At 68.6% G+C, this 13,475-nt stretch carries 11 protein-coding genes and 2 pseudogenes; 5 read left to right on the plus strand and 8 right to left on the minus strand.

The features are described from left to right. Positions 1-20 precede the first annotated feature (20 nt). Positions 21-503 carry an SRPBCC family protein gene (locus IEZ19_RS43650; protein ID WP_189316949.1) on the minus strand — a complete coding sequence of 161 codons (483 nt, stop codon included), beginning with the start codon at positions 501-503 and terminating at the stop codon, positions 21-23. A gap of 194 nt (positions 504-697) precedes the next feature. Beyond that, positions 698-1,570 carry an alpha/beta fold hydrolase gene (locus tag IEZ19_RS43655; RefSeq protein ID WP_189316950.1) on the minus strand — a complete coding sequence of 291 codons (873 nt, stop codon included), beginning with the start codon at positions 1,568-1,570 and terminating at the stop codon, positions 698-700. 573 nt (positions 1,571-2,143) lie between these two features. Here IEZ19_RS43655 and IEZ19_RS43660 point away from each other — a divergent pair. Further along, positions 2,144-2,614: a lamin tail domain-containing protein gene (locus IEZ19_RS43660; RefSeq protein WP_229841539.1), complete on the plus strand. Its 471-nt coding sequence runs from the start codon at positions 2,144-2,146 to the stop codon at positions 2,612-2,614. Between the two features lie 125 nt (positions 2,615-2,739). Continuing rightward, a pseudogene (locus IEZ19_RS53945) lies at positions 2,740-3,368 on the plus strand (Tn3 family transposase); the annotation flags it as partial. A 174-nt stretch (positions 3,369-3,542) separates the two neighbouring features. On the opposite strand, the gene IEZ19_RS43675 reads toward IEZ19_RS53945, so the two are convergent. The 3 genes from IEZ19_RS43675 to IEZ19_RS43685 form a co-directional block, all read right to left on the minus strand. Continuing rightward, positions 3,543-4,391 carry an alpha/beta fold hydrolase gene (locus IEZ19_RS43675; RefSeq protein ID WP_189316954.1) on the minus strand — a complete coding sequence of 283 codons (849 nt, stop codon included), beginning with the start codon at positions 4,389-4,391 and terminating at the stop codon, positions 3,543-3,545. Positions 4,392-4,635: 244 nt separating this feature from the next. Further along, a complete protein-coding gene (locus tag IEZ19_RS43680; protein WP_229841540.1) occupies positions 4,636-5,307 on the minus strand; it encodes a class I SAM-dependent methyltransferase in 672 nt (223 codons plus the stop codon). Continuing rightward, a complete protein-coding gene (locus IEZ19_RS43685; protein ID WP_189316955.1) occupies positions 5,304-6,632 on the minus strand; it encodes an APC family permease in 1,329 nt (442 codons plus the stop codon). Before IEZ19_RS43685 ends, IEZ19_RS43680 begins: the two co-directional genes overlap by 4 nt. Positions 6,633-6,740: 108 nt before the next feature. Between IEZ19_RS43685 and IEZ19_RS43690 the strand changes: the two are divergent. Both IEZ19_RS43690 and IEZ19_RS54310 read left to right on the plus strand, forming a co-directional pair. Beyond that, a pseudogene (locus IEZ19_RS43690) lies at positions 6,741-7,190 on the plus strand (Lrp/AsnC family transcriptional regulator); the annotation flags it as partial. A 317-nt stretch (positions 7,191-7,507) separates the two neighbouring features. After that, a complete protein-coding gene (locus IEZ19_RS54310) occupies positions 7,508-7,870 on the plus strand; it encodes a zinc finger domain-containing protein (RefSeq protein WP_444545207.1) in 363 nt (120 codons plus the stop codon). Positions 7,871-8,073: 203 nt separating this feature from the next. Here IEZ19_RS54310 and IEZ19_RS43695 read toward each other — a convergent pair whose 3' ends face one another. Then, entirely contained in the window at positions 8,074-9,015 is a 942-nt protein-coding gene (locus IEZ19_RS43695; RefSeq protein WP_189316957.1) for a LysR family transcriptional regulator, read from the minus strand. Positions 9,016-9,113: 98 nt separating this feature from the next. Here IEZ19_RS43695 and IEZ19_RS43700 point away from each other — a divergent pair, with 98 nt between their 5' ends. Continuing rightward, positions 9,114-9,479 carry a YybH family protein gene (locus tag IEZ19_RS43700; protein ID WP_189316958.1) on the plus strand — a complete coding sequence of 122 codons (366 nt, stop codon included), beginning with the start codon at positions 9,114-9,116 and terminating at the stop codon, positions 9,477-9,479. Between the two features lie 747 nt (positions 9,480-10,226). Here IEZ19_RS43700 and IEZ19_RS43705 read toward each other — a convergent pair. Together IEZ19_RS43705 and IEZ19_RS43710 are read right to left on the minus strand one after the other, a co-directional pair. Beyond that, on the minus strand, positions 10,227-11,048 hold the full coding sequence (locus IEZ19_RS43705; RefSeq protein ID WP_229841542.1) for an MBL fold metallo-hydrolase: 822 nt from the start codon (positions 11,046-11,048) through the stop codon (positions 10,227-10,229). 778 nt (positions 11,049-11,826) lie between these two features. Further along, positions 11,827-13,269 carry an aldehyde dehydrogenase gene (locus IEZ19_RS43710; protein ID WP_189316959.1) on the minus strand — a complete coding sequence of 481 codons (1,443 nt, stop codon included), beginning with the start codon at positions 13,267-13,269 and terminating at the stop codon, positions 11,827-11,829. Positions 13,270-13,475: the final 206 nt, after the last annotated feature.

Consider the following 13,475-nt stretch of genomic DNA (forward strand, 5'->3'; position numbering starts at 1 on the left):
CCCCGGCGGCACGGGACGGTTCAGTCGTGGGACGGAGGGTTCTCCGACAGTTTCGCGTGCTGGGCGAGCCAGAGGTCTCCCAGGCGTTGACCCCATGTCTTGGACAGTGTGTCGAGGGACTTGGGGGCGGCGGCGCGGACGGCGTTCTCGACCACGACGTGTGTGCCCTCCTCGACCTCGGTGAGCAGCCACGTCTGGTACAGCTGCACACCCGCGCCGATCGCCATCCAGCCGACTCTGCTGAACCTCACGTGCTCGCCCACGAACACCTCGAACCAGTGCCCGTGCCAGAGCACCTCGAACGACTGTGTGCGGGTGACGGGGCTGACCTCCTCACAGCCCGGAATCCAGGTCGGCCAGTCCGGCACATCGGTGAGCAGCTCGAAGGCGCGCTCCGGGGAACCGGGCACGACGGCCTCGGCCCGGTGGAAGCTGTGGGCGTCGGCAGGCGAGAAACCGGACGGCCAGTGGATACCCGGGTGGCTGTCTAGGGGGTCGTGCATCCGAACTCTCTTTCCCGCCTCTGTTCGACTTGGTGCGGCTGCCGACGGTTTCGGTGGGACGACAGCCGCAGGCAGCCGCAGGCCGTTCCCTCACTCAGGGTGTCGGGGCCAGGCGCGGCTCGCCATACGTCATATGACTGCGCGAGCACTTGCCGTTGCCCGGGACGACCGTCGTCGGCCGGGCCACCCCGGTTTCAGCGTCGACCGGTCAGGAATTCCGCGCACAGCCGGTTGAACAGCCCAGCGCGTTCGTACTGGGCCCAGTGACCGGTCCTGGACATCAGGTAGAGGTCGCAGTCGGACATGCGACCGGCCAGCATCCGGCCGCCGGAGGGCCGGTTCACCTTGTCCGCGGTGCCCCAGACGACCAGCGTGGGCACGGCGAGGCGGGCCAGGCGCGGGTCGCGGGTGAGGTCCATACGCCAGATGGTGCGCAGCGCGCCGCGGCCCGACGGGCGGCGCAGCGGGGGCGCGGCGACTACCTCGGGGTCGAGGCTGGCCCGGTAGCGCTCCTCGATGGCGGCGTCGGAGATGTCGGTGTCGTCGTGGACGAGGTACTGGCGGATGAATTCCTCCAGCTTCCGCCGCGAGGGTCCGTCGCCCTTGTAGTAGTCCAGCAGGCGGTTCACGCCGGGGGTGGGCAGGGCGCGGGTGGTGCCGATGCCGCCGGGCGCCACCAGGACCATGCGATCGACTCTGCCCGGGGTGTCCAGGGCCAGGCGCAGGGCGCAGGCGCCGCCGTAAGAGTGGCCGACCAGGTGGACCCTGTCCAGGCCGAGCCGGTCCAACAGGCCGCGGACGCCGTCCGCGAGGTGGCCGAAGGGATCGGCGGGGTCGACGCCCTTGCTGCTGCGGCCGTAGCCGGGCAGGTCGGGCACGATGACCCGGTGGCCCTCGGCCAGTTCGGCGATGTTGCGGACGTAGCTGGAGCGCCCGGTGGTGCCGGGACCACCGCCGTGCAGCAGCAGCACCGCGGGGCCGTCCCCGGCCTCGGCGACGAAGATCTTCTGTCGGCCGGTGTCGTACAGCGCCTCTCGCATGGTCGGCAGGGCGGCTTGTGTGGTCATCGCGGGGTTCCTCACTGGGCGGCAGGCGCGGCGGGCGGAGAACACATGTACAGGACACGTTGCCGCCGGGGCGGGGATCAGGCTAGTCGATGCCACGGACAGCGCCGGTTGTCCTGGGTCGGGTCCCCGCAGTCCCTGGGATGTCTTCGGTCCCCCTATGTCTGCGACAGCGTCTCCAGGTGGGCAGTGGGCGTGGACAACGGCGCTGTCCACGCTGCTCGTGCGGCCGCTCAAGGGGGCGAACACCTGAACAGGTAGTCACCCTAGGCAACTTGCCTGCGCGGCCCGACAGGTGATCGGTACACGCGCGACCGGAACCCCTTACTCCCCTTGCCGCACAAGGGTCGGTGTATCAGCCCACGACCGCAGATATACGGGGATCTCATGACAGATATGGACAGCTTGCGAATGTCTTGGATTTGTAACGAGGGCCCGGAATCGCACGGAGCGTTGCCACGAGGTCGAAAGATGAGGGCACCCCGGCGCCGCGTCGGGGAACGCACGACGCCCCGTCCCGCGCACCGTTCCGGCGGACCACGGGAACCAGCACAGAGAGGCAACACGCTCATGCGCATGAGCCGCACCATCACCACCACGCTCGCCGCCGCTGCCGCCCTCGGCGCCGCCGCCCTCCCGGCCTCGGCCGCCGGCCACGGCCCGGCCGCACCGCACGGGCATTCCGTGGTCATCAGCGGGGTTCAGGCCGACAGCCCCGGCCCCGACTCCCGCACGTCTCGCAGCCTCAACGGTGAGTGGATCCGGCTCACCAACTCCTCGAACCGGACGGTCGACCTGCGCGGCTACACCCTCCGCGAGGACCGCCAGCACCGCACTTTCAAGTTCTCCGGTGCCCGCCTGGCCCCGCGCTCCTCGGTGACCATCCACACCGGGGCCGGACGGAACACCTTCCGCGACCTCTACCTGAACCAGCGCAACCACGTGTGGGACCACCGCCGCGACACCGCGACCCTGCGGGACAACCACGGCCGCACCGTCGACACGAAGTCGTGGGGCGACCGGGGCGGCAGGGGCGGCCACCGCTGACCCCACCCGAGGTGAGTAGCTGAACGGGCCGGGCTGCGCGCACGTCTCCCACGTACAACGGGGCGCGGGCCCGGCCCGTTCGCATGCCCGCACCCGTGACACAACAGGCCGTCCTGCCTTGACACGACCAGCGGTTCTGCCGGGCGGAGATGACCGGGGTGCAGACCGGCGACTACGGGCCGCTGGAGGTCCTGGCCCGCAACAAGGTCAACCTGACACAAGTCACCACGCACTGGCCGGACTTGCTGCGCGTCACCGACTCCCTGGTATTCGGACAGATCCGCGCGTACGACCTGCTGCGGATGTTCGGCCGTGAGAGCCGGCCGACTCCGCTGGGGCAGGCGTTCGCCGAGTACGGGCGGATCGCCGAGACCCTGCACCGGTCGACGACACCTAGCGACGGTAGATGAACCGGCAGTTGACCGTCCAGGAGTCGCGGCACAAGCTCGCCCGCGACATCTGCCACGGCAAGCGCGGGCAGATCATGCAGGCAAACCGGACGGGGCAGGAGGACCAGCTCGGCGTGCTCGGCCCAGTTCTAGAACTGACGCTTGTTGTTGACAGGTGGATCTCTGATTCCTAGGAGATCTGCATGACCGAACGGGAGCACGACGTCCTGGACGAGGACGTAGCCCGTATGTCCCCGCTCAAGCACGCCACCTCAACTGCCTGGGGCGCTACAGCTTCGCCGCCCTCGCCACGCGAGGGGCTTCCGGCCCTGCGCGACCCGGACACGGTCCACCTCGATGAGGACGATGCCGGCGTACAGGAGTGGGCGGTTGTGAGCCAGGCAAGGCGGGCGGCAACTCATCCGGTTCGTCGGCCATGGAGTCGGTGACGAACTTCGACGGCAACACCCGCGTGGGGAGCCCTCCTTCGAGGTCACGGACGCGTTGCCACAGCTTGTCCGTCTCGGGCTTGAACAACGTCAGGGCAACGTGGGACAGATCTCTTGAGCGTGTTCGGACGGCTGTGTTCCGAGGAAGTCCAGCAAGACGGTGTTGAAGAGCTCGGGCTGCTCGACGCCCGGCAGGTGCCCGGCGCCGTCGATGACGCTCAGAGTGGCATGCGGAACGAGACTACCCATGGCCTCGGCCTCGGTGACGGGCGTGTAGACGTCGTCCGCGCCGACCACGATCAGAGTGGGAACACCGGCGGTGGCGACAGTGACGAGGGTGTCGCGGTAGTCGGGACGTTCGGCTCGGCCGCGCAGTGCGGCGGCAGCCCCATGGGGATCGGTGGCGCGCATCAGGCCGAGAACGTGTGCGGCCACGTCCGGGAGAGCGGCGACGTTGTAGGAAGCGAGCATCTTGTCGATGACCTCGTCCGCGTAACCGCCCATACCTTCGGAGAGCAGCCGGTCGGCGAGGCGGTTGCGGAACGCCTTGCCCTCGTGGGTCTCGGCGGGGGCTGACGTGTCGGACAGGACGAGCGCCCGAACCCTGCCCAGGTGGCGGCGGCAGAATTCCATGGAGATCTGGCCGCCCATGGAGACGCCGCCGACCACTGCGCGCTCGATGCTCAGGTGGTCAAGGAGGGCGGCGATGTCGTCGGCGAAATCGGAGAGGAGTACTTTGCCGGGCGTCACGCTGCTTTCCCCGTAACCGCGCAGGTCGGGGGTGATCACCCGGTGCCCGGCCGCGCTGAGAGCTTGGGCCTGGGGGGCCCACAGCGTGCGGTTGAACGGGTGCCCGTGGATCAGAACGACCGGAGTCCCGTCCGAGGGACCGAGGTCGTCGTAGTGGAGCGTGGCGTCGTTCTTGGTCATGTGGCTCATCGCGGGCCTCCCTGGCGTCGCGTTTCGGCGCTGAGATTGTGGTCGGAGTGAAGGTGGCTCTGCGGTTCCACCCGGCACCAGTGGACAGCCCGTGGTCAGGGTGCGGCAGTAGCCAGATGAGGGGGGCGCTGTGGTCCTTCCCTCAGTGTTCGAGGTCAGGACTTGATTGCGGTGATGGCGTGAAGGCCGTGTGGCCCGTCGGCGCTGTGCTGGATGTGCAGGCCCGCAGCACGGCAGCGATCGATCAGCCAGGCGGGGCTGATACGGAGTTTGGGGTAACTGCTGACGTGCGGAGTCCATGTGTTCCCAGGCGAGTGTGGATCAGGTCGTGGACCATGACGGTGTCGACGTCGACGTATTCGAGGAAGCAGGTCATGATCCTCTCGTCGGTGGCGCGTACGGGAAGGAAGCGGTCGGTGCCCGTGAGAGGCCGGGTCAGGTCGCGGTAGGTGAGGACCAGTTGGCCGTTCGTGGCGAGGCACCGGGCCGCGTCGCGCAGCAATGCGGCCACATCGTCCTTGCTCGGCAAATGGGTCAGGGTGTCGCCCATACACACCACGGCGGACACGCTGGCGGGCTGGGTGTGTGCTGCCAGCGCGTCCCGGACGTCCGCGTGTATCGGGCGGATGGCGGAGGCGTGCCCGGCGCGGTCCGTGAGGTCGGTGATCTCGTCGAGGAGTGGCTGACTGGTGTCGATGGCGAGGATCGGGGAGAAGCCGAGTTCGGCGAGTGCCAGGCTCTGGGGTCCCGGTCCGCAGCCGAGGTCGACGGCGAGCGTGCCTGTCGCGCCAGGGCGGACGTCGAGGTCGTTCAGCAGGCGCGCTTGGTCTCGGGCCACGGCGGCGACGTCTCCGCCGAGCATCCAGGTGTAGTGCGCTGCCAGAAGGCGGTCGTAGTGGTCGGATGCGGTGGTCATGCGGCGATTCCCTTCTCGCGGTTTCCTGCAGTCCCATGGCTTCGTGCGGTCTCGTGAGTTGTTGCGCTGTGCGTGGTGCGATCGGAGGCGCTGACGGCATGGAAGGCGGTGCCGGCGGCAGCCAGGGCAGTAGGCACCAGCAGGAAGGGGCCGCAGAAGATGAGCACGGCGCCGACCACACCGCAGCTGACGGCGGCGCTGATCCGCAGGAGGGTGCGGCCCCGCAACAGGACGGTCGCGGAGGCGAGTCCGGCGAGGGTGACGGCGGCCAGGCAGGCGGAGGTGGCGTGCAACAGGCTGTCCAGGCCGATGAGCCCGAAGGCCGCCGTCACGGTGATCACTGCCGAGGCGAGCGTGACGACCGTCAGGCTGCGCCGAGGGACGGCGGTGGCTCCTGCGGCTCCGGTGGTCATGCTGCGCGGCATGGCGCCCTGGTGGCCCAGCGCCTCGCCCAGCCGGGCGGCTCCCGCGAGGTAGGCGTTGACCGCGCCGAAGGTGAGCAGGAGTGCGGCCGCTGCTGCCACGGCGCGGGCGGGTGCGCCGAAGCCCCGTTCCAGCAGAAGCGTGAGAGGAGTGGTGGTGGTTCCGGCCCGCGGACCAAGCACTCCGATGGTGACCAGGGCGAGCCCCAGATAGAGGACACTGACGATGCCCCAGGCCAGCAGGGTTGCCCGGGGAAGATCACGGCGAGGGGCGGAGAACTCTGCAGAGAGGTGACTGATCGCTTCCCAGCCCGCGAAAGCGAAGAACAGGATGCCCGCCGCGATCCCGACGGAGGTCCAGCCATGGGGCAGGAAGGGGGTGAAGCGAGCGGGCTGGATACGAGTGACGGTCACGGCGATCGTGACCGCCAGCAGGGATGCCAGGAGTCCGACCATGAGCAGTTGCATCCGGCCCGATAGACGCAGGCCGACGAGATTGCTGCCGTAGGCGGTGGCCAGGACCAGCAGGGCAACCACAGGCGCGGCGAAATGCTCCCACCCCGCGGCGGCGGCCGTGTACTCCCCACCGATGAGTGCCGCGGCAGGTACGCCCAGGGGAACGGCCCAGTAGAACCACCAGCCCACCGGCGCGGCGAGCCGCGGCCCGAAGGCTCTGCGAACGAAGGCCGCCACCCCGCCGCCGTCGGGATGCCGGGCGCTCAGTACCGCGAACACCCAGGCGATCGGCAGGCTCACCACGACGAGACCGAGCCACACCAGTATCGACCCCGGTCCGGCGGCTGCCGCGGCCGTGGACGTCAAAGTCAGTGCCCCGGGCCCCAGCACCGCACCGATACACAGGGCCGTACCTGTCCCGACCCCCAGGCCGGGCCGCCTCTCCATCACGCGCCTCCACTCGTTGTTCGGCTGACGAAGGCGAACGTAGAGCGATCAATCACAGTTCAGGAGAAGTGCCGAAGGTAATTCGTCTGAAGGATGAGAATGGCGGTCATGGACGAACTTGATTCGCTGATCCTGGAACATCTGCAGCGCGATGCACGGATCACCAACAGGGAGCTGGCCCGCTTGTTGGGCATCGCCCCGTCCACCTGCCTGGAGCGCACGCGCGCGCTGCGCAAGCGCGGAGTGATCACAGGCTTCCATGCGGCGGTCAACCTGCGCGCACTCAACCGCCCTGTCCAGGCGCTGCTGTCGATCCAGGTGCGCCCGCTCAGCAGGGACGTCATCGAAGGCTTCAAGGCGTACGTCAGCGCCCTGCCCGAGGTCCTCTCCGTGTTCGTCATCGCGGGCAGCGACGACTTCCTCGTCCACGTGGCCGTACCGGACGTCGACCAGCTGCACACATTCCTCATGGACCGCTTCAGTCAGCGCCGAGAGATCGTCAACTTCCGCAGCAGCGTGATCTACCAGCACGTCAGCACACAGGTCGTCAGCCCTCTGCACGACACCACCATGGACGCGGTCCACACAGGCAGCTCACTCCACCGAGACCGGCCCGGCTACGGGCGGATGGACGCCGTACACGACGTGGCGGGTGGGCGTGGTCGGTAGGAGAGCATCCAGTGATGATCTTCCCCAGGGACGGGGAAGGGCCAGAGCTGCACGTACGGCTACTCTCACAAACGGCTCTTTGCCCGAGCAAGATCAAAGATGGCGGCCGGTGATCGCGAACCGCCGGTTCGGTTCGCAGAACTCGTTCTCACTCAAAGGTGGGTTCGGGGCACTTCTGGGAATCGTTTGTGACGGCGGACGGAGGCATGACGGTCCCTCAAGAAGCGTCCCCGAGCGAGGCCGACGACGTCGAGCGCCACGCCTGCCCCCGTTGCCGGGCCGAGCCCGGCTCGCCGTGCCGTTCGCGCTCCGGCGCGGTCGCCGGCACCTATCACACCGGCCGCTTCACCAAGGTGCCCCGGCTCGCCACGCTCCTGCGCGTGCCGACCCCCGCTGGCTGGGGGCCCGGCCAGCCGTGCTCGGCCCGGCACCCCGGTCCCGCTCGTCCTCGCGCCGGACACCCCGACCGCCGACATCCGCACCGGGCACGCGAGGTGCTCGACGCTCACCCAGGAACTCCAGTCGCAGCTGAACGCCCTCGCCACGCTTCGGGCAGGTGGATCCCGTGACGCTGCAGCCTGGTCGCGAAGGCCGGACAACGGTGTGCTGGACGATCTCGCCCTACGCACCAGGCCACGACGCCAAGGACGACTCACCGTGACCGAGCCGGAGATCGCCGGAGAATACGCGACACCTCAACATGCGAGCCCACCAGTCCCGAGGCCGTAGAGGCCCGCAAGTTCGCGAAAACTGAAGGCACTTCGGCGGGAACTCAAGGGTCTGTCGCCCTGATGTCAGGGGTGGACCCGTGGGTTCGCGGGGAAGTCACGGGGTCGGGCTTGGTGAATGCTTGCCGGCTGTGCACGAGCAGCTCACGCATCCCTGGGCTGTGCGTGCTCTTCCAGATCAGGGCGAGCAACGCGGGTGTATCGACGTCATCGATGGTGCGGGGGGTGAGCCGGTCGCGGTGGTGCGCGGCCATGGAATCGCTGAGGATGGCGACGGCGAGCCCCCGGGCGGCGAGGTCGGCAATGGCGTCCGGGGCGCTGGCTTGCAGAGTGATCGCGGGTTGGAGGCTTTGTGCGGCGCAGGCCTGGTCGAATGCCGTGCGCAGGCCGGTGCCGGGCGGCATGCACACGATCGGGTGGGCGATCAGGTCGCGCAGGGTGACCCGCTGCTGTTTCGCCAAGGGGTGCTCGGCCGGGACTGCCGCGACGAGCCGCTCGCTGATGATGGTCAGCGCGTCCAGCCCGTCGGGGGTGGCGGTTGCGGCCCCGATGAGCGCCAGGTCGACGGCGCCGGTGCGCACCCCCTCGACGAGCCGGTCGGAGCTGTCCTCCAGCAGTGAGATCTCCACACCGGGATGTGCCTGGTGGAACGCGGCGAGGGCGTCGAACAGCGGGGTGAGGGTGCAGCCGGTGACCATCCCGACGGTGAGCCGACCCCGGATCAGGTCGGTCACCTCGCCCACCGCCTGGCCGACTGCCTCAGCAGCGGCGAGTGCGGCGCGGGCGTGTTCGAGTGCGGCCTTTCCCGCGACAGTGAGGGTGACGGTGCGCGCCGACCGGTCGAACAGCTCGGCACCGAGTTCCCGTTCCAGCTGGCGGATCTGGGCGCTGACGCCCGACTGGCTGATGTGCACCCGCTCGGCTGCCCGGGTGAAGTTCTGCTCCTCGGCGACCGCGACGAAGTATTCCAGCTGCCGCAACTCCATGACTGCAGATTCTAGCTTCTAGTAGATCCATCTGTTGGACTTCTGATCGCTGGGCGGCCACGCTGGGAAGCGCCGAAGCCCGACGTCGGGAGGAATTCATGCCGGAGTACGAGAAGGCCATGCGGCCCGAGGACATCACCCGCTTGTTCGTCGAACGATCCAACGCCGGTGACGCGGCGGGGGTCGCCGCACTTTACGAAGAGGGGGCGGTGATGGCCTACCCGCCAGGAGCCCAGACTGTGGGCCGGGAGGCGATCCGTGCGCTGTGGGAGAAGGTGCTGGCCAACCGTCCCCGTTTCGAGCCGGAACAACCGCTGCCGACGCTGATCAGCGGCGACATCGCCCTCACCTCGACCCCGCCGAAGGACGGGGCCGGTGCCCGGGCGCAGGTCGTCCGGCGCCAGCCTGATGGAAGCTGGCTGCGTCTGCTCGACCAGCCCGAGTTCGTCCCACCCACCCGCTGACCTCCTCGCCTCCGTGAGTTCGCGCAACTGGAGGCTGTTGGGCATGGACCCGAGGGTCCGGTGCCTCAGTGTCAAGGAGTTGATCCGTAGGTTCGTGGGGAAGTCGCGGGGTCAGTTTCCGGGGACCGTTCCATGAGAGCGCGAGCGGAGTTCGCGTAGCGGATCGCGGTCTTCTCATCGAGCCCGAAGACCTCGGCGAGATGCAGCGGATCGGGACCCCGGACCAATGCTTCGTCGAGTTGCCGGTCGACGCGGAGTCTCTCCAGGGTCGCGTCCTGGCCCCGCATCGCGGCGCTGATCCAGTGAGCCCCCTCACCTTCACCCCGACCGATGACCAGTCGGACAGACACAGTGAGAACGCTTCGAGAATCCCGAAGTTGCGTCACAGAGTCGCAGAGCACCCGAAGAAGAAAGAATCCCCTGGCCACGCCACGGGGTTGGGGATTCAGCCGGGCTCAGGGGAACTCACGGGATGTCGCACACAAGCGGCGTGACACTCGCCGAGTGTGGGGAGCTGCTGCAGACCGTGCTGCCGCACCTGGGCGGGGTGCTCGTGGAGCAAGTGAGCCCCGAGCGGGGGTTGTTACGCATCGTGGCCAGAACCTCGGAGTCGGTACAGGTGGCGTGCCCGGACTGCGGGACACCGTCGAGGCGGCGCCACAGCCGCTACCAGCGCCGCCTCGGACCAGCTTGGTCAGGCTGTCGATCCGGCAGACCCGCCAGGGACCCCCGAGCCATCAGAAGGCCCTACCGCCCTCGCGCCTGCTCCAGGTTCGACCGGTGGGGGCCGGAGAGCCAGTCCGCATGCGGCCCCAGGCGCGCGTCGGCCGGTTCCTCTCCTCGCCGGAGCGCGTCGATGTACGCATGATCGGCGGCGAGGCGGGCCGCCACCTGGGGACCCTCGGCAACGGCGCCGTGGCCGGGGACCACGACATCGACGTGGCCGGCGGCCGCATCCAGCCGGTCGAGTGCCGTCTCGTTGGCGCCCACCTGATCGTCTTGGCGAAAGTCGAAGAGCGGGATCAGTACGTCGGAGAGCATGTCGCCGGCGAGCAGGACGCCACGGTCTGCGAGGAGGATCGCGGCGTGGCCGACAGCGTGCGCCTGATGCTCGATGATCTCGCCCGGCACGGGTCCGCCGTCCTCGGGCACCGGGGTGACGAGCCCGATCGGCTCGAGAGGGATGCCTGACGCGCTCTCCGCCGCCATCGCCTGCGCCCGCTCTCGGGCTTCACCGGCCACGTGGGCGGCTGCGGGGGTGGCGTAGCGCGGTACGTCGCCGAACCGGGGATGCCAGAGCAGGTGGTCCCAGTGGGGATGGGTGGAGAACCCGGCGACCACCGGGATGCCGAGCTGGTCCACGGCATCGGCGAGTTGGTCCAACTCGGCGCCATCGATGCCGGGATCGATCAGGATCAACCCGTCCTCCCCACGTACCGCGACGGAATTGCTCCAGACCCAATCGCTCTGCCGGACCCAGACGCCGTCGGCCACCTGATTCAGCATGCCCATCTCCACTCCAAACCGGTTGGTTACAGTGCTGAGACTGCGATCCGCGGCCAAATTCATCGCTTCCAGCGCCCGCGGGCGCGATGTCGTGGTTGAGGTGAACGTTGTCGCCTACGTTCACCTCATCCGCTGATCGGCCGTCCGCAGGGCGAGTCAGGTCTCCCCGCGACGCTGAAGCCGAGCCAGTGGTGAGGATCCTGTCAAGGCCGGCTGAAAACGTTCAGCCGACGCCGACAGCCCCCCGCCTGAGCCCTGATCCGTGCAGGTGAGGGGCCATCGTGAGTGCTCATCGGGGCATGAATCCCGGCTTCTGCTGAGCGAGCGAGTGAAGCCGTCGAGGTAGTCCTGTGCTGCCGGTTGGGAGCTGTACCGGCTCCGCATTTCGGCAGCGAGTTCGCGGCTGGTCATGGTGAGTGACGGCACCGGCTGCCGGTCACCTTCAAGGGCCCGATCGCTCATGATGAGTGCCTGTTCCCCTTTTGTATTCCCCAAGGACAGGTGACCGGCTCACGGCCGATGGCGGCCCGGTCCGGGTGCAGCCCGCAGATCGCCGCCGACGCCGACCGCTCGGCCCGCGGCACGCGCGCCGCGCGGGCAGTATCGAGCGGCCGGATTCGGCGACGGATGTTCGCCGGGTCCGGCCGCTCGGCCACTTCTGATGCGACGGGGCACGGACCCGGTGCGACCTTGTGAGGCCGTCGAGCTCGAGAGGCGGCCGTGGCCGGCAGGAGCACCGCGACGGCGGCAGGCGGTCGAACCACCTGACGCCGTCGACGAACTTCTTGTTGTGCGGTCGGGGAGAGATGACGCCCGGCGACCGACCCGGGCGGACCTCCGTTCAGACGGTGATGGTCTTGTACTCGGTGTAGGTGCCGATGCCGACCGCGCCGTACTCGCGGCCGATGCCGCTGGCCTTGAATCCGCCGAACGGGCCGTCGAAGGCGACGGAAGCGCCGTTGACCGTGATGGTGCCGGTGCGGACGCGACGGGCGACCTCCAGGGCGTGGCCCTCGTCAGCGGACCACACGCCGCCGGAGAGGCCGTACTCGGAGTCGTTGGCGATGCGCACGGCGTCGTCCTCGTCGTCGTAGGCGATGACCACCAGGACCGGGCCGAAGATCTCCTCCTGCGCGATCCGCATGGAGTTGTCGACGTCGGCGAACACGGTGGGCGTGACGTAGTTGCCCTTCTCCAGGCCCTCGGGGATGTGCGGACCTCCGGTGACCAGCCGGGCGCCTTCGTCGATGCCGAGCTGGATGTAGTTGCGCACGCGCTCCTGCTGGTCCGGGCGGATCATCGGGCCGATGAAGGTGTCGGGGTCGTTGGGGTCGCCCACCTTCAGCGACTCCACCAGCTCCTTCAGTGCGGCCACGACCTCCTCGTACCGACTGCGCGGGGCCAGGATCCTGGTCTGCGCGATGCACGACTCGCCGTTGTTGAGCAGGGAGCCGAACTTCACGCCCGCGACGGCCTTCTCGATGTCGGCGTCCGGGAGGATGATCGCGGCGGACTTGCCGCCCAGCTCCAGGCTGACCCGCTTGAGCTGCTCGCCCGCGAGCGAGGCGATACGGCGGCCGGCCCGCGTCGAGCCCGTGAAAGCGATCTTGTCGATCTCCTTGTGCGACACCAGGTACTCGCTGGTCTCCCGGTCGGCGGGCAGGACACTGATCACGCCCTCGGGCAGGCCCACCTGCTCCAGCAGCTCCGCCAGGAAACCCATGCTCAGCGAGTTCTCCGGGGACACCTTGAGGACCACGGAGTTGCCGGTGACCAGAGCGGGGATGATCTTCGAAGTGGCCGAGGAGAACGGCGAGTTCCACGGGATCACCGCGGCCACGACGCCGACCGCCTCACGGCGCACCACGCTGCGCACCGGGGCCGCCGGGTCGGACGGCACCAGCGTCTCCTCCCACCCGAACTCCTCCGCCGCCTTCAGGTAGGCGTTCGCCTGCCGGGACAGGCCAGGCTGTCCGGCACGGGTGAACCAGCCGGCCGAACCGTTCTCCAGCGAGATCAGGTGCGCGATCTTCTCCGCGTTCTCCTCGCGCAGCGCGTTGAACCGACGCAGGAGGGCGATCCGCTCGGCCGGCGGGGTCAGGCGCCACACACCCGCCTCGAACGACGCCCGTGCCGCGGCAACCGCGCGGTCGATGTCCGCCGGCTGCGCCTGTGCGGCGCGGGCGACCACCGACTGGTCGTGCGGCGAGACGATGTCGAGCAGCTCCGGGTTGCTCGGCTCGACCCAGGAACCCCCGATGAAAAGCCGGTCGTAGGTGATCATGTGCTTTCTCTCTTCCGATGCTGTCGGTTCAGTTCGTTCGGACGCGCCGTCCAACTGCCACTTCAATGTAGCACTTCCTATCGTTACATGCACACCACGGAGGCTATATAGCTTTCATCCTCCGCATTGACGTTACTCTTGAGGGATGAGAGCCGACGCAGCACGCAATCTGGAAGCAGTCCTGACCACCGGGGCACGCATGCTCG

Source organism: Streptomyces brasiliensis (assembly GCF_014647875.1).
Taxonomy (GTDB): Bacteria; Actinomycetota; Actinomycetes; order Streptomycetales; family Streptomycetaceae; genus Streptomyces; species Streptomyces brasiliensis.

What these genes read in the sequence shown, in the direction of transcription:
- IEZ19_RS43710 (WP_189316959.1), bottom strand. Translation starts at nt 13,269, where the DNA reads ATGATCACCTACGACCGGCTTTTCATCGGGGGTTCCTGGGTCGAGCCG.
- IEZ19_RS43685 (WP_189316955.1), bottom strand. Translation starts at nt 6,632, where the DNA reads ATGGAGAGGCGGCCCGGCCTGGGGGTCGGGACAGGTACGGCCCTGTGT.
- IEZ19_RS43680 (WP_229841540.1), bottom strand. Translation starts at nt 5,307, where the DNA reads ATGACCACCGCATCCGACCACTACGACCGCCTTCTGGCAGCGCACTAC.
- IEZ19_RS43675 (WP_189316954.1), bottom strand. Translation starts at nt 4,391, where the DNA reads ATGAGCCACATGACCAAGAACGACGCCACGCTCCACTACGACGACCTC.
- IEZ19_RS43700 (WP_189316958.1), top strand. Translation starts at nt 9,114, where the DNA reads ATGCCGGAGTACGAGAAGGCCATGCGGCCCGAGGACATCACCCGCTTG.
- IEZ19_RS43650 (WP_189316949.1), bottom strand. Translation starts at nt 503, where the DNA reads ATGCACGACCCCCTAGACAGCCACCCGGGTATCCACTGGCCGTCCGGT.
- IEZ19_RS54310 (WP_444545207.1), top strand. Translation starts at nt 7,508, where the DNA reads ATGACGGTCCCTCAAGAAGCGTCCCCGAGCGAGGCCGACGACGTCGAG.
- IEZ19_RS43705 (WP_229841542.1), bottom strand. Translation starts at nt 11,048, where the DNA reads ATGAATTTGGCCGCGGATCGCAGTCTCAGCACTGTAACCAACCGGTTT.
- IEZ19_RS43695 (WP_189316957.1), bottom strand. Translation starts at nt 9,015, where the DNA reads ATGGAGTTGCGGCAGCTGGAATACTTCGTCGCGGTCGCCGAGGAGCAG.
- IEZ19_RS43655 (WP_189316950.1), bottom strand. Translation starts at nt 1,570, where the DNA reads ATGACCACACAAGCCGCCCTGCCGACCATGCGAGAGGCGCTGTACGAC.
- IEZ19_RS43660 (WP_229841539.1), top strand. Translation starts at nt 2,144, where the DNA reads ATGAGCCGCACCATCACCACCACGCTCGCCGCCGCTGCCGCCCTCGGC.